Source organism: Leclercia sp. W6 (genome assembly GCF_003336345.1).
GTDB lineage: Bacteria > Pseudomonadota > Gammaproteobacteria > Enterobacterales > Enterobacteriaceae > Enterobacter.
Genome location: NZ_CP031104.1, coordinates 3,842,970 through 3,862,674 on the forward strand (window position 1 = coordinate 3,842,970; position 19,705 = coordinate 3,862,674).

16 protein-coding genes and 4 tRNA genes are annotated in these 19,705 nt (G+C 56.0%); 17 read left to right on the top strand and 3 right to left on the bottom strand.

The features are described 5' to 3' along the window. A complete protein-coding gene (gene rhlB / locus DVA43_RS18775) occupies window positions 1-1,266 on the bottom strand; it encodes an ATP-dependent RNA helicase RhlB (protein WP_103825314.1) in 1,266 nt (421 codons plus the stop codon). Between the two features lie 144 nt (window positions 1,267-1,410). Here rhlB and trxA point away from each other — a divergent pair, with 144 nt between their 5' ends. From trxA to DVA43_RS18860, 17 genes are all read left to right on the top strand, one after another. After that, window positions 1,411-1,740, top strand: a complete 330-nt coding sequence (gene trxA, locus DVA43_RS18780; RefSeq protein WP_006179218.1) for a thioredoxin TrxA — start codon at window positions 1,411-1,413, stop codon at window positions 1,738-1,740. 337 nt (window positions 1,741-2,077) lie between these two features. After that, window positions 2,078-3,337, top strand: coding sequence for a transcription termination factor Rho (gene rho / locus DVA43_RS18785; protein ID WP_001054528.1), 1,260 nt, complete (start codon window positions 2,078-2,080; stop codon window positions 3,335-3,337). Window positions 3,338-3,577: 240 nt separating this feature from the next. After that, window positions 3,578-4,681, top strand: a complete 1,104-nt coding sequence (gene wecA, locus DVA43_RS18790; protein ID WP_114316405.1) for a UDP-N-acetylglucosamine--undecaprenyl-phosphate N-acetylglucosaminephosphotransferase — start codon at window positions 3,578-3,580, stop codon at window positions 4,679-4,681. A gap of 12 nt (window positions 4,682-4,693) precedes the next feature. Further along, on the top strand, window positions 4,694-5,740 hold the full coding sequence (wzzE, locus tag DVA43_RS18795; protein ID WP_114316406.1) for an ECA polysaccharide chain length modulation protein: 1,047 nt from the start codon (window positions 4,694-4,696) through the stop codon (window positions 5,738-5,740). 57 nt (window positions 5,741-5,797) lie between these two features. Next, entirely contained in the window at window positions 5,798-6,928 is a 1,131-nt protein-coding gene (gene wecB / locus DVA43_RS18800) for a non-hydrolyzing UDP-N-acetylglucosamine 2-epimerase (RefSeq protein WP_114316407.1), read from the top strand. Further along, window positions 6,925-8,187: a UDP-N-acetyl-D-mannosamine dehydrogenase gene (wecC, locus tag DVA43_RS18805; protein ID WP_114316408.1), complete on the top strand. Its 1,263-nt coding sequence runs from the start codon at window positions 6,925-6,927 to the stop codon at window positions 8,185-8,187. The genes wecB and wecC overlap by 4 nt, the downstream gene beginning before the upstream one ends. Then, window positions 8,184-8,861, top strand: coding sequence for a dTDP-4-amino-4,6-dideoxy-D-galactose acyltransferase (gene rffC / locus DVA43_RS18810; RefSeq protein WP_114316409.1), 678 nt, complete (start codon window positions 8,184-8,186; stop codon window positions 8,859-8,861). The genes wecC and rffC overlap by 4 nt, the downstream gene beginning before the upstream one ends. Before the next feature lie 4 nt (window positions 8,862-8,865). After that, complete coding sequence (gene rffA / locus DVA43_RS18815; RefSeq protein ID WP_114316410.1) at window positions 8,866-9,996, top strand: dTDP-4-amino-4,6-dideoxygalactose transaminase; 1,131 nt, start codon at window positions 8,866-8,868, stop codon at window positions 9,994-9,996. Between the two features lies 1 nt (window position 9,997). Further along, window positions 9,998-11,248 carry a lipid III flippase WzxE gene (wzxE, locus tag DVA43_RS18820; RefSeq protein ID WP_114316411.1) on the top strand — a complete coding sequence of 417 codons (1,251 nt, stop codon included), beginning with the start codon at window positions 9,998-10,000 and terminating at the stop codon, window positions 11,246-11,248. Continuing rightward, complete coding sequence (locus DVA43_RS18825; protein WP_114316412.1) at window positions 11,245-12,324, top strand: TDP-N-acetylfucosamine:lipid II N-acetylfucosaminyltransferase; 1,080 nt, start codon at window positions 11,245-11,247, stop codon at window positions 12,322-12,324. The genes wzxE and DVA43_RS18825 overlap by 4 nt, the downstream gene beginning before the upstream one ends. Beyond that, a complete protein-coding gene (gene wzyE, locus DVA43_RS18830; protein ID WP_114316413.1) occupies window positions 12,321-13,673 on the top strand; it encodes an ECA oligosaccharide polymerase in 1,353 nt (450 codons plus the stop codon). The genes DVA43_RS18825 and wzyE overlap by 4 nt, the downstream gene beginning before the upstream one ends. A gap of 12 nt (window positions 13,674-13,685) precedes the next feature. Continuing rightward, a complete protein-coding gene (gene wecG / locus DVA43_RS18835) occupies window positions 13,686-14,426 on the top strand; it encodes a lipopolysaccharide N-acetylmannosaminouronosyltransferase (RefSeq protein WP_114316414.1) in 741 nt (246 codons plus the stop codon). Window positions 14,427-14,694: 268 nt separating this feature from the next. Continuing rightward, on the top strand, window positions 14,695-16,077 hold the full coding sequence (locus DVA43_RS18840; protein WP_114316415.1) for an amino acid permease: 1,383 nt from the start codon (window positions 14,695-14,697) through the stop codon (window positions 16,075-16,077). A 105-nt stretch (window positions 16,078-16,182) separates the two neighbouring features. Then, window positions 16,183-16,259 (top strand) — tRNA-Arg (locus DVA43_RS18845). A 74-nt stretch (window positions 16,260-16,333) separates the two neighbouring features. Beyond that, window positions 16,334-16,409 (top strand) — tRNA-His (locus tag DVA43_RS18850). Window positions 16,410-16,430: 21 nt separating this feature from the next. Next, window positions 16,431-16,516, top strand: a tRNA-Leu gene (locus DVA43_RS18855). A gap of 43 nt (window positions 16,517-16,559) precedes the next feature. After that, window positions 16,560-16,636, top strand: a tRNA-Pro gene (locus tag DVA43_RS18860). Window positions 16,637-17,137: 501 nt separating this feature from the next. Here DVA43_RS18860 and DVA43_RS18865 read toward each other — a convergent pair. Together DVA43_RS18865 and hemY are read right to left on the bottom strand one after the other, a co-directional pair. Next, window positions 17,138-18,343, bottom strand: coding sequence for an MFS transporter (locus tag DVA43_RS18865; RefSeq protein ID WP_114316416.1), 1,206 nt, complete (start codon window positions 18,341-18,343; stop codon window positions 17,138-17,140). Window positions 18,344-18,503: 160 nt separating this feature from the next. Continuing rightward, window positions 18,504-19,703 (bottom strand): protoheme IX biogenesis protein HemY, encoded by a 1,200-nt coding sequence (gene hemY, locus DVA43_RS18870; protein WP_103825327.1) that lies wholly within the window; start codon window positions 19,701-19,703, stop codon window positions 18,504-18,506. Window positions 19,704-19,705: the final 2 nt, after the last annotated feature.

A 19,705-nucleotide genomic window follows, 5' to 3' on the forward strand; every position in this document is an offset into this window, starting at 1 on the left:
TTAGCCTGAACGACGACGATTACGCGGTGCGCTGTTACGGCGCGGACCATTGCCAGAACGCGCGCGGGTCAGGCGTTTCGGCGGTGGAAGTTCGCTCAACAGCGCTTCCGGGTTGTATTTGCTGACCGGAATTGAGTGGCCGATATAGGTCTCAATTGCTGGCAGGTTCAGCGCGTACTCTTCACAGGCCAGGCTGATGGAGTGCCCGCTGGCACCCGCACGACCGGTACGTCCGATACGGTGAACGTAATCTTCGCAGTCGTCCGGCAGGTCATAGTTGAAGACGTGCGTAACCGCCGGGATGTGCAGACCGCGCGCGGCGACATCCGTTGCCACCAGAATATCCAGATCGCCACGGGTGAACTCTTCAAGAATGCGCAGACGTTTTTTCTGTGCGACATCGCCGGTCAACAGACCAACACGGTGTCCATCCGCAGCCAGGTGGCCCCAGATATCTTCACAGCGGTGTTTGGTGTTGGCGAAAACGATCGCGCGATCCGGCCATTCTTCTTCAATGAGCGACTGCAGAAGACGCATTTTCTCTTCGTTAGAAGGGTAGAAGAGCTCTTCTTTAATACGGTGGCCGGTTTTCTGTTCCGGTTCCACTTCGACATATTCGGCGTTGTTCATCTGTTCGAACGCCAGTTCACGGACGCGATAAGAGAGCGTGGCCGAGAACAGCATATTCAGACGCTGGTTAGCGGCAGGCATGCGGCGGAACAGCCAGCGGATATCTTTAATAAAGCCGAGATCGTACATGCGATCGGCTTCGTCCAGCACCACAACCTGGATAGCGCCGAGGTTAATGTGGTTCTGTTTCGCGTAATCGATAAGACGGCCGGTGGTGCCGATCAGAATATCGACGCCGCTTTCCAGCACTTTCAGCTGTTTGTCATAACCGTCACCGCCGTAGGCCAGGCCGAGTTTCAGGCCGGTAGCTTGCGCCAGTGGTTCTGCATCAGCGTGGATCTGTACCGCCAGTTCTCGCGTCGGTGCCATAATCAGCGCGCGCGGTTGGTTAACTTTACGGTCAGCAATTGCCGGATGAGAGAGTAAATAATGAAACGTTGACGTTAAAAACGCCATCGTTTTGCCGGTACCGGTTTGCGCCTGCCCTGCAACGTCGCGACCCGCCAGCGTCAGCGGAAGGGCGAGAGCCTGAATGGGCGTGCAGTTATGAAACCCTTTATTTTCAAGGGCTTCAATCACCTTTGGGTGCAGGGCGAAGTCGGAAAACTTCTGTTCTGTTAAATGTGTTTTGCTCATAGTGTGGTAGAATATCAGCTTACTATTGCTTTACGAAAGCGTATCCGGTGAAATAAAGTCAACCTTTAGTTGGTTAATGCTACATCAACAGGTCGTTGATGGATGCGAGATCAACGCGCCAGGCTTATTCCTGTGGAGTTATATATGAGCGATAAAATTATTCACCTGACTGACGACAGTTTTGACACGGACGTACTTAAAGCTGACGGGCTGATCCTCGTCGATTTCTGGGCTGAATGGTGTGGTCCTTGCAAAATGATCGCCCCGATTCTGGATGAGATCGCCGACGAATATCAGGGCAAACTGACCGTGGCTAAACTGAACATCGACCAGAACCCGGGCACCGCGCCAAAATATGGCATCCGCGGCATCCCGACTCTGCTGCTGTTTAAGAACGGTGAAGTGGCAGCGACTAAAGTGGGCGCACTGTCCAAAGGTCAGCTGAAAGAGTTCCTGGACGCCAATCTGGCGTAAGGCTTCTCGTCTGTGCGTCCAGGGTTTCTAAATTGTTTGGATCTCTGGACGCCCGGCTTGAGTCGTGCTAAGTTAGCTATGACTTCGTTTTAAACATACCTTGTTGTTTGAATCTTGTTTTACCCGATACTTCCCGTTGTTGACATAAACAGCGCGAGAAGTGGATAGATTCCGGGCTTGTCACTCAATCCGTCTTGTCGTTTCAGTTCTGTGCTTTCCCTGTGAGCAGACAGCGAACAGACATGAGTTGATAGCCGTTAACAGGCATGGATGACCCTGCCATACCATTCACAAATTAAGTTCGAGTATTACCCCGAGTTTAAGAACCCACACCATTATGAATCTTACCGAATTAAAGAATACGCCGGTTTCTGAGCTGATCACTCTCGGCGAAAATATGGGGCTGGAAAACCAGGCTCGTATGCGCAAGCAGGACATCATTTTTGCCATCCTGAAGCAGCACGCAAAGAGTGGCGAAGATATCTTTGGCGACGGTGTGCTGGAGATATTGCAGGACGGATTTGGTTTCCTCCGCTCTGCAGACAGCTCCTACCTCGCCGGTCCTGATGATATCTACGTTTCTCCCAGCCAAATCCGCCGTTTCAACCTCCGCACTGGTGACACCATTTCAGGTAAGATTCGTCCTCCTAAAGAGGGTGAACGCTACTTTGCGCTGTTGAAAGTTAACGAAGTTAACTACGACAAACCAGAAAACTCGCGCAATAAGATCCTGTTCGAAAACTTAACGCCGCTGCATGCGAACTCTCGCCTGCGCATGGAGCGTGGTAACGGTTCTACCGAAGACTTAACCGCTCGCGTTCTGGATCTGGCTTCGCCAATTGGTCGTGGCCAGCGTGGTCTGATTGTCGCTCCGCCAAAAGCGGGTAAAACCATGCTGCTGCAGAACATCGCGCAGAGCATCGCTTACAACCACCCAGACTGCGTACTGATGGTACTGCTGATTGACGAACGTCCGGAAGAAGTGACCGAGATGCAGCGTCTGGTGAAAGGTGAGGTTGTGGCCTCTACCTTCGACGAACCGGCATCTCGCCACGTTCAGGTTGCGGAAATGGTTATCGAGAAGGCGAAGCGTCTGGTTGAACATAAAAAAGACGTTATCATCCTGCTTGACTCCATCACCCGTCTGGCACGTGCCTATAACACCGTGGTTCCGGCGTCCGGTAAAGTCTTGACCGGTGGTGTGGATGCCAACGCCCTGCATCGTCCGAAGCGTTTCTTCGGTGCTGCGCGTAACGTGGAAGAGGGCGGTAGCCTGACCATCATCGCAACCGCGCTGATCGACACCGGTTCGAAGATGGATGAAGTGATTTACGAAGAGTTTAAAGGTACAGGCAACATGGAACTGCACCTGTCGCGTAAAATCGCTGAAAAACGCGTCTTCCCGGCTATCGACTACAACCGTTCCGGTACCCGTAAAGAAGAGCTGCTCACCACTCAGGAAGAGCTGCAGAAAATGTGGATCCTGCGCAAAATTATCCATCCAATGGGTGAAATCGACGCGATGGAATTCCTCATTAACAAGCTGGCGATGACGAAAACTAACGATGATTTCTTCGATATGATGAAACGCTCGTAATATAAATAAAGCGCCGAAACGCCACGTTTTTACGTGGCGTTTTTCTTTTATGGCTTATACGCTGTAACTGTAAGATGTCAAATTATTCTGCCAGGGACGAAAATCGGAATTTTCGTCAAAGTAGAAAAGTAATTGTCTGAAAAATAAACAAAGGGACTTGGGCGAGGCCTGCTTTTTCCTTCTGGAGCCGAGCCTTCAAGGTTATACTTTCGGGATTAACATTTGTTGAGAGCATCCATTGTGAATCTACTCACTGCGGTGACTGAGCTAATCAGTATTTTTCTTTTCACCACCTGCTTTTTATTCCTCGCCCGTAAGGTCGCGAAGAGAGTCGGACTGGTGGATAAGCCCAATTATCGTAAACGCCATCAAGGCTTGATTCCGCTGGTTGGTGGGATCTCTGTTTACGCGGGTATCTGCTTCACCTTCGCCATTGCGGATTATTACATTCCTCATGCAGCACTCTATCTGGCCTGCGCCGGTGTGCTGGTGCTGGTTGGGGCACTGGACGACCGATACGACATCAGCGTCAAATTCCGCGCCGCGGTTCAGGCGGCTATCGGCGTCATCATGATGGTAGTGGGGAAATTGTATCTCAGCAGCCTTGGCTACATTTTTGGCACCTGGGAGATGGTACTGGGGCCATTCGGCTACTTCCTGACGCTATTTGCCGTGTGGGCGGCGATTAACGCCTTTAACATGGTAGATGGTATTGACGGTCTGCTTGGTGGGCTATCCAGCGTCTCCTTCGCGGCTATCGGCATCATCCTCTGGTTCGACGGCCAATACAGCCTGTCGATGTGGTGCTTCGCGATGATCGCCGCCATTCTGCCTTATATCTGCCTTAACCTCGGTGTACTGGGACGTCGCTACAAAGTCTTTATGGGTGATGCCGGAAGTACGCTGATTGGCTTTACCGTCATCTGGATCCTGCTGGAAACCACCCAGGGTAATACCCATCCAATCAGTCCGGTGACAGCCCTGTGGATCATCGCCATTCCGCTGATGGATATGGTGGCAATTATGTACCGCCGTCTGCGTAAAGGCATGAGTCCCTTCTCCCCGGACCGCCAGCATATTCACCATCTTATTATGCGCGCCGGCTTCACCTCACGTCAGGCATTTGTCTTAATTACGCTGGCCGCTGCGCTGTTAGCTGGCATTGGCGTTGCCGCAGAATATGCACATTTCATTCCTGAATGGGTAATGTTGGTATTATTCTTGCTAGCATTTTTCCTGTACGGCTACTGTATTAAACGCGCATGGAAAGTGGCGCGCTTTATTAAACGCGCAAAACGCCGTATGCGTAAAAATAATGGCAACAACCCAACTTTAACTAAGTAAATCGGGACTGTAATGACTCAACCGTTGGCGGGAGCAAAATCAGTGGTAACTGAGAATGAGCTGGATGTTCGTGGCTTGTTCCGCGTGTTGTGGGCGGGCAAGTTTTGGATTGCAGGCATTGCGCTGGGCTTTGCACTTATCGCCCTGGCCTATACCTTTTTCGCCAGACAAGAGTGGAGCGCGACGGCGATTACCGACCGTCCTACAGTGAACATGCTCGGAGGCTTCTACTCTCAGCAACAGTTTTTGCGGAATCTGGATGTAAAAGCGAATCCTGCGACCGCCGACCAGTCCTCGGTAATGGACGAGTCCTACAAAGAGTTTGTTATGCAGCTCGCCTCCTGGGATACGCGCCGCGATTTCTGGAACCAGACCGACTATTTCAAACAGCGAATGGTCGGCAACAGCAAAGCCGATGCTGCCCTGCTGGATGAGCTGATCAACAACATCCAGTTTATGGCGGGCGATCCGCTGCGCAACATCAACGACAGCGTCAAGCTGATCGCTGAAACAGCGCCGGATGCTAACAACCTGCTGCGTCAGTATGTCGCTTTTGCCAGCCAGCGCGCGGCAAGCCATCTTAATGATGAGCTGAAAGGCGCCTGGGCGGCACGTACCGTGCAGATGAAAGCGCAGGTCAAACGTCAGGAAGAGGTGGCCAAAGCCATCTTTAACCGCCGGGTACATAACATCGATCAGGCGCTGAAGATTGCGGAAAAGAGCAATATCTCACGCAGCGAAACCGATGTGCCTGCCGATGAACTGCCCGATTCTGAAATGTTCCTGCTGGGTCGTCCTATGCTCCAGGCGCGCCTGGAAAATCTGCAGGCCGTAGGGCCAGATTTTGACCTCGATTACGACCAGAACCGCGCCATGCTCAACACCCTCAACGTAGGTCCGACACTGGACCCGCGTTTTCAGACCTATCGTTATTTGCGAACACCTGAAGAACCTGTAAAACGCGATAGTCCACGTCGCGCATTCCTGATGATTATGTGGGGGATTGTGGGTGCTTTAATTGGCGCAGGCGTGGCATTAACCCGTCGTCGCAAAATTTAAGAACGCCATCTACGATGAAGGCTCCTGGCCTTCATCGCTTAATCGAAGAGAATCGATGTGAAAGTACTCACTGTCTTTGGTACAAGGCCGGAAGCCATCAAGATGGCGCCTCTGGTCCATGCGCTGGCAAGTGACCCTCATTTTGAGGCGAAAGTTTGCGTTACCGCGCAGCATCGGGAGATGCTGGATCAGGTCCTTAAACTTTTTTCCATTGTTCCCGACTACGACCTCAATATTATGAAGCCGGGACAAGGGCTAACCGAAATTACCTGCCGTATTCTGGAAGGTTTAAAACCTATTCTGGAGTCGTTCAGGCCGGATGTCGTGCTGGTGCACGGCGATACCACCACCACCATCGCCACCAGTCTGGCGGCCTTCTATCAACGTATTCCGGTTGGGCATGTTGAAGCTGGCTTACGTACGGGCGATCTTTCCTCCCCGTGGCCGGAAGAGGCGAACCGGACTCTGACCGGGCATCTGGCGATGTATCACTTTGCGCCAACCGAGAACTCCCGTCAGAACCTGCTGCGCGAAAACGTTAACGACCAGCACATCTTTGTCACCGGCAACACGGTGATCGACGCGCTGATCTGGGTGCGCGACCGGGTGCTGGCGAACGAGAGCCTGCGTGGGCAACTGGCTGAACAGTATCCGTTCCTCGCCAACGGTAAAAAGATGATTCTGGTTACCGGACACCGACGGGAAAGTTTTGGCCAGGGCTTCGAGCAAATCTGCCATGCGCTGGCTGAAATCGCCGCGCGTAATGAAGATGTTCAGATCGTTTATCCGGTGCATCTGAACCCTAACGTCAGCGAGCCGGTCAACCGCATCCTGGGGCATGTCAAAAACGTCATACTTATTGAGCCGCAGGACTATCTGCCATTCGTCTGGCTGATGAACCATGCCTGGCTGATCCTGACGGATTCAGGCGGTATTCAGGAAGAAGCGCCTTCACTGGGGAAACCGGTGCTGGTGATGCGTGAAACCACTGAGCGTCCTGAGGCGGTTAAAGCGGGAACGGTGCGGCTGGTGGGGACCGATTCACGAACCATCGTGGAAGAGGTGACGCGCCTGCTGCATAACAATGAAGAGTATCAGGCCATGAGCCGGGCCCATAACCCGTATGGTGACGGCCAGGCCTGTGACCGAATTTTGTACGCACTTAAACACAATCGGGTATCGCTATGAGTTTTACTACCATTTCTGTCATTGGTCTTGGCTATATTGGGCTGCCCACGGCGGCGGCATTTGCCTCCCGTCAAAAACAGGTAGTGGGTGTTGATATCAACCAGCATGCGGTTGAGACGATCAACAAGGGTGAAATTCATATCGTTGAGCCGGATCTCGACAAGGTGGTAAAAACCGCCGTTGAAGGGGGATACCTCAGGGCCAGTACCACACCGGTGGTTGCCGATGCCTACCTGATTGCCGTGCCGACGCCATTCAAAGGCGAGCATGAGCCGGATATGGCCTATGTCGAAGCGGCAGCCAAATCTATCGCCCCGGTACTGAAAAAAGGGGCGCTGGTGATCCTCGAATCCACATCACCGGTGGGTGCCACCGAGCAAATGGCCCAGTGGCTGGCTGAGGCGCGCCCGGATCTGACTTTCCCGCAGCAGGCGGGCGAGCAGGCCGATATCAACGTCGCCTACTGCCCGGAGCGCGTGCTGCCGGGGCAGGTGATGGTCGAATTGATTAAAAACGATCGGGTTATTGGCGGCATGACCCCGGTCTGTTCCGCCCGCGCCAGCGAGCTGTATAACATCTTCCTCGAAGGCGAATGCGTGGTGACCAACTCCCGTACCGCTGAGATGTGCAAACTCACCGAAAACAGCTTCCGCGATGTAAACATTGCGTTTGCCAATGAACTGTCGCTGATTTGCGCCGATCAGGGGATTAATGTCTGGGAACTGATTCGTCTGGCGAACCGTCATCCGCGCGTCAATATCCTGCAACCGGGGCCGGGGGTAGGCGGTCACTGCATCGCGGTCGACCCGTGGTTTATCGTGGCGCAGAACCCGCAGCAGGCGCGTCTTATCCGTATCGCCCGCGAAGTCAACGACAGCAAGCCGCACTGGGTACTGAACCAGGTGAAAGCCACGGTGGCAGATTACCTGACGCAGAGCGGCAAGCGGGCGAACGAAGTAACCATCGCCTGTTTTGGTCTCGCCTTTAAGCCGAACATCGACGATTTGCGTGAAAGCCCGGCGATGGAAATTGCTGAGATGATTGCCGACTGGCACAGCGGTGAAACGCAGGTGGTTGAACCCAATATTCATGAACTGCCGAAAAAACTGGCCGGTCACTGCACCCTGACAAGCGTGGACGATGCGCTGGCCACCGCCGATGTGCTGGTGCTGCTGGTGGATCATAACGAGTTCAAAGCGATCCCGGGCGAGGCCGTCCGTCAGGAATTTATCGTCGATACCAAAGGGGTCTGGCGTTGAGTCAGCTCCACGGTGCGTTACAGCCGCTGGAGTGGGAAAGCGAGTTTTTTGCCCTTCCCACGGCGCTTGTGCGCCTCTCTGATGATGCTCCGCTGCTGGAGGCACCTGAGCTGGACGCCTGGCAGCGGCTGCAGGCCAAAGTTCCGGCCACCCGCGCCGACTGGCTGGAGGCGTTACAGGCGCAGGGCTTCAGGCTGGTGGAAGGCGAAGTCGATCTCGCCATTACCGTAACGCAACACGCTTGCCCTGGCGCGGAATCTGCGACGGAGCAGGATATCCCGGCGCTGCGCCAGCTGGCTGCTCAGGCCTTTGCGCAGAGCCGCTTTCGCGCCCCCTGGTACGCGCCTGACGACAGCGGTCGCTTCTATGCCCAGTGGATCGAGAATGCGGTAAAAGGCACCTTCGACCATCTCTGCCTGGTGTTCCGTGCGCCGGATGGCGCCATCCAGGGCTTTGTCTCCCTGCGCAAGCTCAGCGACAACGAGGCGCGTATCGGTCTGCTGGCCGGGCGCGGCATGGGCGAGAAGTTAATGCAGGCGGCGCTGCACTGGGCGCAGCATCAGCAGATTTCTACTTTGCGGGTGGCGACCCAGATGGGCAACACCGCCGCGCTTAAACGTTATATTGCAAGCGGCGGCAACATCGAAACGACCGCTTACTGGCTATACAGGTGACAAGATGATCCCATTTAATGCGCCTCCCGTGGTGGGCACCGAACTCGATTACATGCAGTCTGCAATGGGCAGCGGCAAACTTTGCGGCGATGGCGGCTATACGCGCCGTTGCCAGCAGTGGATGGAGCAGCGCTTTCAGAGCGCGAAGGTCCTGCTGACCCCCTCCTGCACCGCCTCGCTGGAGATGGCCGCCCTGTTGCTGGACATTGGTCCTGGCGATGAAGTGATCATGCCGAGCTACACCTTTGTCTCCACCGCCAACGCTTTCGTGCTGCGCGGGGCGAAAATCGTCTTTGTCGATATCCGCCCGGATACCATGAACATCGACGAGACGCTGATTGAAGCGGCGATCACCGACAAGACCCGCGCCATCGTGCCGGTACACTATGCCGGGGTGGCGTGCGAGATGGACACCATCATGGCGATTGCCAAAAAGCATAACCTGTACGTGGTGGAAGATGCCGCACAGGGGGTGATGTCCACCTACAAGGGCCGTGCTTTGGGCACCATCGGGCACATCGGCTGCTTTAGCTTCCACGAAACCAAAAACTACACCGCTGGCGGTGAAGGCGGCGCGACGTTAATTAACGATCGCGCCCTGGTGGAGCGTGCGGAGATCATCCGCGAGAAAGGGACCAACCGCAGCCAGTTCTTCCGCGGGCAGGTGGATAAGTACACCTGGCGCGATATCGGCTCCAGCTATCTGATGGCGGATCTGCAGGCAGCATACCTGTGGGCACAGCTGGAGGCGGCAGACCGGATCAACCAGCAGCGTCTGGCGCTGTGGCAGACTTATTACGATGCGCTGGCCCCGCTGGCGCGTAAAGGCCGTATCGAGCTGCCGACCATTCCGGCAGATTGCGTCCATAACGCGCATATGTTCTATATCAAGCTGCGGGATAACGACGATCGCAGCGCGCTTATCGCGTATCTGAAAGAGGCCGAAATCCTGGCGGTGTTCCACTACATTCCGCTCCACTCCAGTCCGGCAGGGGAAGCCTTTGGTCAGTTCGTGGGTGAAGATCGCTTTACCACCAAAGAAAGTGAGCGGTTACTCCGCTTACCGCTGTTCTACAACCTCGCTGCGGTCAACCAGCGCACGGTGATCAATACCCTGCTGAGTTATTTCGGCTGATATGTCTCTGGCAAAAGCATCGGTGTGGACCGCCGCGTCCACACTCGTCAAGATCGGCGCGGGATTGCTGGTCGTCAAACTGCTGGCCGTCTCCTTTGGCCCGGCGGGTGTCGGGCAGGCGGGGAACTTCCGCCAGCTGGTCACCGTCCTCGGTGTACTGGCCGGGGCGGGGATCTTCAACGGCGTGACCAAGTACGTCGCGCAGTATCATGATGATGCGTCGCAGCTGCGCACGGTTGTCGGGACCTCGTCGGCAATGGTGCTGGGCTTTTCCACCCTGCTGGCGGTCATCTTTTTACTGGCGGCTGCACCCATCAGCCAGGGGCTGTTCGGTCACACGGGCTATCAGGGTCTGGTAAGGCTGGTGGCGCTGGTGCAGATGGGCATCGCCTGGGCGAACCTGCTGCTGGCGCTGATGAAAGGCTTTCGCGATGCCGCCGGTAATGCGCTGGCGCTGATCGTCGGTAGCGTCATAGGGGTGGTTGCCTATTACGTCTGTTACCGGCTGGGCGGCTATGAAGGCGCACTGCTGGGGCTGGCGCTGGTGCCCGCGCTGGTGGTCGTTCCGGCGGCGTTTATGCTGATGCGCAGGGGCACTATCCCGCTGCACTATCTGAAGCCCAAATGGGATCGGCTTCTGGCAGGACAGCTGGGAAAGTTTACCCTGATGGCGCTGATTACCTCCGTTACCCTGCCGGTGGCCTATGTGATGATGCGAAACCTGCTGGCGGCGCATTACAGCTGGGATGAGGTGGGGATCTGGCAGGGGGTCAGCAGTATCTCGGATGCCTACCTGCAGTTTATTACCGCCTCCTTTAGCGTCTACCTGCTGCCCACGCTCTCACGGCTCACCGCCCGGCAGGAGATCACCCGCGAGATCCTCCGTTCGCTGCGCTTCGTCTTACCGGCGGTGGCTGTTGCCAGCTTTACCGTCTGGCTGCTGCGCGATGTCGCCATCTGGCTGCTGTTTTCCGCCAAATTTACCGCGATGCGCGACCTGTTCGCCTGGCAGCTGGTGGGGGACGTACTGAAAGTAGGCGCTTACGTCTTTGGCTATCTGGTGATTGCTAAAGCGTCGCTGCGGCTCTACATTCTGGCTGAAATCAGCCAGTTTGCGTTGCTGACGGCATTCTCTCACTGGCTGATCCCCGCGCACGGCGCGCTGGGAGCGGCTCAGGCCTATATGGCCACCTATATAGTCTATTTTGCTGCCTGTTGCGGCGTCTTTTTACTTTGGCATAAACGCGCATGACTGCACTGATTCACGTCCTGGGATCGGATATCCCACACCATAACCAGACCGTACTGCGGTTCTTTAACGATGAACTGGCTCCCGGCAGCGCGCTGGCGCGGGAATTTATGGTGGTGGGTAAGGACACCGACCTCAGCGCCGCCTTCCCGGCACTGCAGCTGACCTTCTGGCCGGACAAAGCCACGCTTGCGAAAGCGGTGATCGCCAAAGCCAAGGCCAACCGCCAGCAGCGGTTCTTTTTTCACGGGCAGTTTAATACCGGCCTGTGGCTGGCCTTGTTGAGTGGTGGGATCAGGCCCGCGCAGTTTAACTGGCATATCTGGGGCGCCGACCTGTATGAAGTCTCCCGGGGCTGGAAATTCCGCCTCTTCTACCCGCTGCGGCGCATGGCGCAGGGGCGGGTGGGCTGCATCTTTGCCACCCGCGGCGATCTGAACTATTTCGCCCGCCGTCATCCGAACGTGCGTGGCGAGCTGCTCTATTTCCCGACCCGCATGGACCCGTCGCTGAACGGGTTAGCCCGGGAGGTGAAACGCGAGGGTAAACTGACGATTCTGGTGGGTAACTCCGGGGATCGCAGTAACGAACATATTGCGGCATTAAAGGCGGTGCATCAGCAGTTTGGCGATACGGTCAACGTGATCGTGCCGATGGGCTATCCTGCTAATAACGCGGCATACATCGATGAAGTCCGTCAGAGCGGACAGGCATTATTCAGCCCGGACAATTTGCAGATCCTCAGCGATAAGCTGGCCTTTAATGACTACCTGGCATTGCTGCGTAAGTGCGATCTGGGCTATTTCATCTTTGCGCGCCAGCAGGGGATCGGCACGCTCTGTCTGTTGATTCAGGCGGGCATTCCCTGCGTGCTTAATCGCGAAAACCCGTTCTGGCAGGACATGGCGGAGCAGCACATTCCGGTGCTGTTTACCACCGATGACCTGAACGAAGAGGTGGTGCGTGAAGCCCAGCGACAGCTTGCGCAGGTGGATAAAAACGCCATCGACTTCTTCAGTCCGAACTACCTTACGCCGTGGCATCAGGCGCTGCGGATCGCCTCAGGAGAGAATACATGAGCCAGTTGCAATTTAGCGGCCTGCTGGTCATCTGGCTTCTGAGTGCCTTGTTTATCGCCACGCTGACGTGGTTTGAATTCCGCCGGGTGCGTTTTAACTTCAACGTCTTCTTCTCGCTGCTGTTTCTGCTGACCTTTTACTTCGGCTTTCCGCTGACCAGCGTGCTGGTGTTCCGCTTCGATGTGGCCGTCGTACCGCCGGAGATACTCATGCAGGCGCTGCTGTCGGCGACCTGCTTCTATGGGGTCTATTACGTCGCCTATAAGACGCGGCTAAAACCGGCCAGCAGTGATGCATCGCGACGGCCTTTGTTCACCATGAACCGGGTTGAGACGCATCTGACCTGGATGCTGCTGATGGGCATTGCGCTTGTCACTGTCGGTATCTTCTTCATGCACAATGGCTTTTTGCTCTTTAAGCTGCATTCCTACAGCCAGATCTTCTCCAGCGAAGTCTCCGGGGTAGCGCTCAAGCGCTTCTTCTATTTCTTCATTCCGGCGATGCTGGTGATCTATTTCCTGCATCAGAGTGCCCGGGCGTGGCTCTTTTTCCTGGTCAGTACCGTGGCGTTTGGCCTGCTGACCTACATGATTGTCGGCGGCACGCGCGCAAACATCATTATCGCCTTCGCGATCTTCCTGTTTATCGGCATTATTCGCGGCTGGATCTCGCTGTGGATGCTGGCTGCGGCAGGCGTGCTGGGAATTGTGGGGATGTTCTGGCTGGCGCTGAAGCGCTACGGTATGGATGTCAGCGGCGACGAAGCGTTTTACACCTTCCTGTACCTCACCCGCGACACCTTCTCGCCGTGGGAGAACCTCGCCCTGCTGCTGCAAAACTACGACAAAATCGATTTTCAGGGGCTGGCGCCCATTGTTCGCGATTTTTATGTCTTTATCCCCACCTGGCTGTGGCCGGACAGACCGGGCGTGGTGCTGAACACCGCCAACTACTTTACCTGGGAAGTGCTGAACAACCACTCCGGGCTGGCCATCTCACCGACGCTGATCGGTTCCCTGGTGGTGATGGGCGGCGGCTGGTTTATCCTGCCGGGGGCGATTGCCGTCGGGCTGATTATCAAATGGTTCGACTGGCTCTATACGCTGGGCAATCAGGAGACCAACCGCTATAAGGCAGCGATTTTGCATAGTTTCTGTTTCGGTGCCATTTTCAATATGATCGTGCTGGCGCGAGAAGGGCTGGATTCGTTCGTCTCCCGTGTGGTCTTTTTCATGGTGGTTTTTGGCGCCTGTCTGCTGATGGCGAAGCTGCTGTACTGGCTGTTCGACAGCGCCGGGTTAGTGCATAAGCGCGAACCGGCAAACGGCAGGGCGCTTTCGCGAGTCTGAGTAAGGATAATAATGATTGATAATACCTCAGCACCGCAGTATGACCTGCGGGGCCTGAAGCTGATCGGCTGGCGTGATATGCAGCATGCGCTGGACTATCTCTGTGCCGGGGACGGGATCAAAACCGGCACGCTGGTGGCCATCAATGCAGAAAAAATGCTTACCCTTGAGGATAACGCCCAGGTGCGCGACCTCATCGAGGCGGCCGAGTTTAAATATGCGGACGGGATAAGCGTGGTGCGCTCCGTGCGTAAGAAGTACCCGGGGGCGAACATCTCTCGCGTCGCGGGGGCCCATCTCTGGGAAGCGCTGATGGCGCGGGCGGGGGCAGACGGTACGCCGGTCTTCCTCGTCGGCGGCAAACCTGGGGTGCTGGCGCAAACCGAGCAGAAATTGCGTGACCAGTGGCAGGTGAATATCGTCGGCAGCCAGGATGGCTATTTCAGCCCTGACGATCAGCAGGCGCTGTTTGCCCGCATTCGTGACAGCGGGGCGAAGATCATCACCGTCGCGATGGGTTCACCGCGCCAGGAGATCCTGATGCGCGACTGCCGTCAGGTCTATCCGGATGCGCTCTATATGGGCGTGGGCGGCACTTACGATGTCTTTACCGGCCACGTAAAGCGCGCGCCCAAAGTGTGGCAGAACCTGGGGCTGGAGTGGCTGTATCGCCTGTTATCCCAGCCGAGCCGGATCACCCGCCAGCTCCGTCTGTTGCGTTATCTCGGCTGGCACTACTCCGGTCGCCTGTAATATCTGAAACGCAGCGCGATATACTGCTCGCGCTGCGATCCCCCCTTAAATCTGCTGCTTTTCTCAACAATATATTCATTTATTTAACGCATCGTTTGCCATTTCACAAAATTTAAGAAACCATTCCCCCCCGTCACTACCGTACCAGGCTGTTTTTGCATCAACCGTAAACATAAACGGTCCATAACGCACAGCCTGTGATAGCGCATCTGTACCTATAACAATAACCGGCGCAGGCCGGGAGAGTCGCAAGCACAACCGAGGATTTATGTCAGAGAAAAAACCGGAGCTTCAGCGTGGGCTGGAAGCTCGTCATATCGAACTCATCGCCCTTGGCGGGACGATTGGCGTGGGCCTGTTTATGGGCTCCGCCAGCACCCTGAAATGGGCCGGGCCGTCGGTCCTGCTGGCGTATATCATCGCCGGGCTGTTCGTCTTCTTTATCATGCGCTCCATGGGTGAGATGCTGTTCCTCGAGCCGGTCGCCGGTTCGTTCGCCGTTTATGCGCATCGCTACATGAGCCCGTTTTTTGGCTATCTCACGGCCTGGTCGTACTGGTTTATGTGGATGGCTGTGGGCATATCGGAGATCACCGCCATTGGGGTTTATGTGCAGTTCTGGTTCCCGGAAATGGCGCAGTGGATACCTGCGCTTATCGCCGTGGGGCTGGTGGCGCTGGCGAACCTCGCCGCCGTGCGTCTGTACGGTGAGATCGAATTCTGGTTTGCGATGATTAAAGTAACCACCATTATCGTGATGATTGTCATCGGCGTGGGGGTGATCTTCTTCGGCCTGGGTAACGGCGGCCAGGCGATTGGCTTTGGCAACCTGACCGAGCACGGCGGCTTCTTTGCTGGCGGCTGGAAGGGCTTCCTGACCGCGCTCTGCATTGTGGTGGCGTCCTATCAGGGGGTTGAGCTTATCGGGATCACCGCCGGCGAAGCGAAAAACCCGCAGGTGACCCTGCGCAGCGCGGTGGGCAAGGTGCTGTGGCGTATCCTCATCTTCTATGTCGGCGCGATTTTTGTCATCGTCACTATCTTCCCGTGGAATGAGATTGGCAGTAACGGCAGCCCATTCGTGCTCACCTTTGCCAAAATCGGCATTACCGCAGCAGCGGCGATTATCAACTTTGTGGTGCTGACGGCGGCGCTCTCCGGCTGTAACAGCGGCATGTACAGCTGCGGACGTATGCTCTACGCGCTGGCGAACAACCGCCAGCTGCCGGCGGCGGTGGGGAAAGTCTCCCGCGCCGGAGTGCCGGTGGTGGGCGTTGCCATCTCGATTATTATTCTGCTGGTGGGGTCATGCCTGAACTACATCATTCCGAACCCACAGCGTGTCTTCGTTTATGTCTACAGCGCCAGCGTTCTGCCGGGTATGGTGCCGTGGTTTGTGATCCTGATTAGCCAGCTGCGTTTTCGTCAGGCGCACAAAAACGCGATCGCCAGCCATCCGTTCCGCTCCATTCTCTTCCCGTGGGCTAACTATTTAACGATGGCGTTCCTGATCTGCGTGCTGATCGGCATGTACTTCAACGAAGACACCCGCATGTCGCTGTATGTCGGGGCGATATTCCTGGCGGCCGTTAGCGCGGGATACAAGATTTTTGGCCTGGGGCGACACGTGGAAAGGGCCAAAACGCAGTAATATGCGGCAAAGTGCGCAAAGTCTAATCAAACGCGCATTTATTTTAAAAAAGCACTAGACAGCAGAGCGAGACCTCCGTAATATCCAGCCCCGCAACGGCGCTAAGCGCCCGTAGCTCAGCTGGATAGAGCGCTGCCCTCCGGAGGCAGAGGTCTCAGGTTCGAATCCTGTCGGGCGCACCATTCACCCGGTGCTGGAGCTGCGGTGGTCTGTTAAGTAGGCAGAACCGCGTGAAAGAGTAAAGAATCAAGTAGTGGTGGCTATAGCTCAGTTGGTAGAGCCCTGGATTGTGATTCCAGTTGTCGTGGGTTCGAATCCCATTAGCCACCCCATTATTTAAAGAGTTGTGAAATGCGAAGGTGGCGGAATTGGTAGACGCGCTAGCTTCAGGTGTTAGTGTCCTTAGGATGTGGGGGTTCGAGTCCCCCCCCTCGCACCACGACTTTTAATGAATTGAACTAAAAATTCAAAAAGCAGTACAACGGCGAGTAGCGCAGCTTGGTAGCGCAACTGGTTTGGGACCAGTGGGTCGGAGGTTCGAATCCTCTCTCGCCGACCAATTTTGAACCCCGCTTCGGCGGGGTTTTTTGTTTTCTGCTTTTCCTGCCCCTGTTGTTTATTGCCGACAGCGATATCCTGGCCTGTCGTGAATAAGTGACATATAACCTATTGAAATAAATAAATATATTGCTTTACTCATCAGCCTGTCTCTTCCTGGAGACACTTTGGCCTGGTTTTCGGCCCAATCTGCTGCCTGTTTCCTGGCTGAAAGGGATAATTTCCTTTTATCTTAAAAAGTTGAGATCCATACAACTTCGTGATGCAACATTGGCACATTGCATGCAATAATATACGTGTAGATGCTCATTCCACCTCTTATGTTCGCCTTAGTGCCTCATAAACTCCGGAATGACGCAGAGCCATTTACGGTGCTTATCGTCCACTGACAGATGTCGCTTCGGCCTCATCAAACACCATGGACACAACGTTGAGTGAAGCACCACAAGTTGTCGAACAGACCTGTTTAACGCCTGCTTTTTAGCAGGCGTTTTTTTATGCCTTATCTGCAGTAGCGCGTCAGGATCCCCCCCACCATCAGCAGGGCACAGCCCGAAACGCCATACAGTGCCTGTAGCGGCCCCAGCACGTCAGCAACCAGTGCCGTGAGGCCGGTAAAGAGCGATGCGCTGGCGGTTTGCCATCGCCAGACCCTGCCGCTGGCCGAGGAGATCAGGTCAGCCTGAAAGCTGCTTAACAGGCTAAAAGTGCCCACCGCAAAAACGACGTTCGAGGCGAGATGAGCGACAAACACGGCTCCCAGCGCTTGCATCCCCGATAGCAGCGGGATCGTCGCGTAGGCAAGTAAAAAGAGGCCGAGGCAGGTCAGCAGGAGACGGTTTTGCCCGGCGTAGCGGGGCAGGCTTTCTCTTTTCAACAGCAGCGGGCCGCATAGCTGTCCCATGCTGCGGGCAAAAAGCAGAGGCAGGGCCAGCCCGGCAGCATCATTCGGCTCAATCTGCTGCGCCAGTGCAGGCAGCAGCGCCATAGCGGGTGAACCCACGGCGGCGAGGGCAGGAAGCAGCAACAAGCTGCGTTTTTGCTGCGCTCCCAGTGCCTGCCAGCGCATCGCCACCGGTCTTTCGGTTTCTGCTGCCTGCTCAGGCGCCAGAGAAGGTAACGCGCTGCCGGTGAGGCGCAGCATCAGCAAGGAGCCCGCAAAGGTGAGCGCGTCAATCCCCAGCAGTGCCAGCGCGGGCAGATGATGAAACAGCACCATACCCAGCCCGGTGCCCAGTAGCACCTGCGAAGCAAAAATCATTGTCTCCAGGCAGGTCGCCGCAGGCAGCTCGGCTTCGGACAAACCTCGCCGGAACAGCAGGGCCAGCGCGGGCCAGCTCATGCCCGTCAGAAAGGCCTCGGTGGACTGCACCGCCAGCAGCGCCATCATGCTGTGAAACTGAATGCCCAGCAGAGGAAAAAGCAGGGCGAGCAGGCCCAGCCACTCGGTCAGGAGCAGCAGGCCGATGGGTGAAAAACGCATACAGAACTTCTCCCCGACGAGGCTGCCCAGAAATCCCGGTAGCAGGGCAAACAGATATGCCAGGGTCAGTAAAGAGGCGGGTGCCTGCCACTCCAGCAGCAGACCAAAGACCATCACCTGGGTTAAGCCATTTCCCACAGAGGTAAACAGAAAAGCGCAGGCCAGCAGGCGCAGCCAACGGTGGCTGCGGAGCGCGCAAAAAAGCGCATACAAAAGCGTGTTCATGAAACGATCCTTTCAAAAACGATTTAATCCACGCCGTAAAAGGCGTGTACAGAAAAAATGTTCAATGAAAGGAGATCGTTACATTGGCGGAGATGGGTCTCTGAAGAAGATGCAAAGAATGTAGCAAATAAAAAAGGAGGCCGTCAGGCCTCCTGTGCAATTATTGCTGCGGGGGATTATTCTGCAACGTCAGCAACAGACCGTCGCGGCGCATTTCGGCAGCCTCTTCCGGCAGATGCAGTTTATCCAGCGTATCCGCCAGCCAGGCATAATCGAACGCATCCGGGCGCTGTTTTAACGCGGCGCGGAAGGCGAGGCTGGCCTCTTTCCATTCGCCATGTCTGGCCAGCGACTGTCCCAGAGTGCTCCACAGCAGAGGGCGGTCACCCACGGTTTTGATCTGCTGGCGGAGCATTTTCTCGATCTGCTCCGGATTATTGGTTTTCAGGCGCGGGATCACCATTACCAGCCGATCGTCATACTGGCGTTTCAGGCCATCAAGGATGATGCTCTGGGCGGTATCGTGATCGTCACACTCAATCAGGTGTTCCGCCATCGCCACCTGCAGGGGCACCTGCTGGCGCGTTTTGCGGCTCTGATTTTTCCACCAGGCTTTCAGGCCATCGCTGCCCTGATCGGCTCGCGCCTGGTCCATCAGCCCGATCCAGGCCTGACGTTGCAGGCTGTCGCGTTGCTCTTCGTCGCCGACGTCGGCTTTTGCCATCGACGGGATGATGTCCAGCAGCGAACCCCAGGCGCCGGTGCGGATATAGGCCTGCTCAGCCAGACGCAGCACCTCCGGATGACGCGGCGCAATCTCCAGCAGACGATCGACGCCGTGACGGGCGGCATGATTCTCGTTGCGCGCCAGCTGCAGACGTACCCGGGTGATCTCCACCGGGATCGGGTCGTTTTCAGCCAGCTCAGCGGCACGCTCCAGATGCTGATTGGCGCGAGCTTCGTCGCCGCGCTGCTGTGCGGCTTCCGCCGCCAGCAGATAGTTGACCACCGGCTGTTCAGCATGATCGGCATTCTTCGACATCAGCTTCTCAACCTGCTGATAGTCCCCTTCAGCCAGTTTCAGCAGGGCCTGTTCGGTCTGCTTGCGGGCACGGCGGCGCTTGCGGCCGACAAACCAGCTGCGGGTATGGGCCCCGGTACGGAAGATGCGGCGCAGGATCCACTCGATCGCCAGAAATGCCACCATCACCAGGATCAAAATGATCACCAGCCCGGTGACGCTGGTTTCGATATTGTAGTTATCGGTCTGGATCAGCACGTAGCCCTGATGACCCGCCAGCATAGGACCCAGCACGATCCCGGCGAGCAGCAGTGCGAAGAGTAATAAAACTTTTAACATAA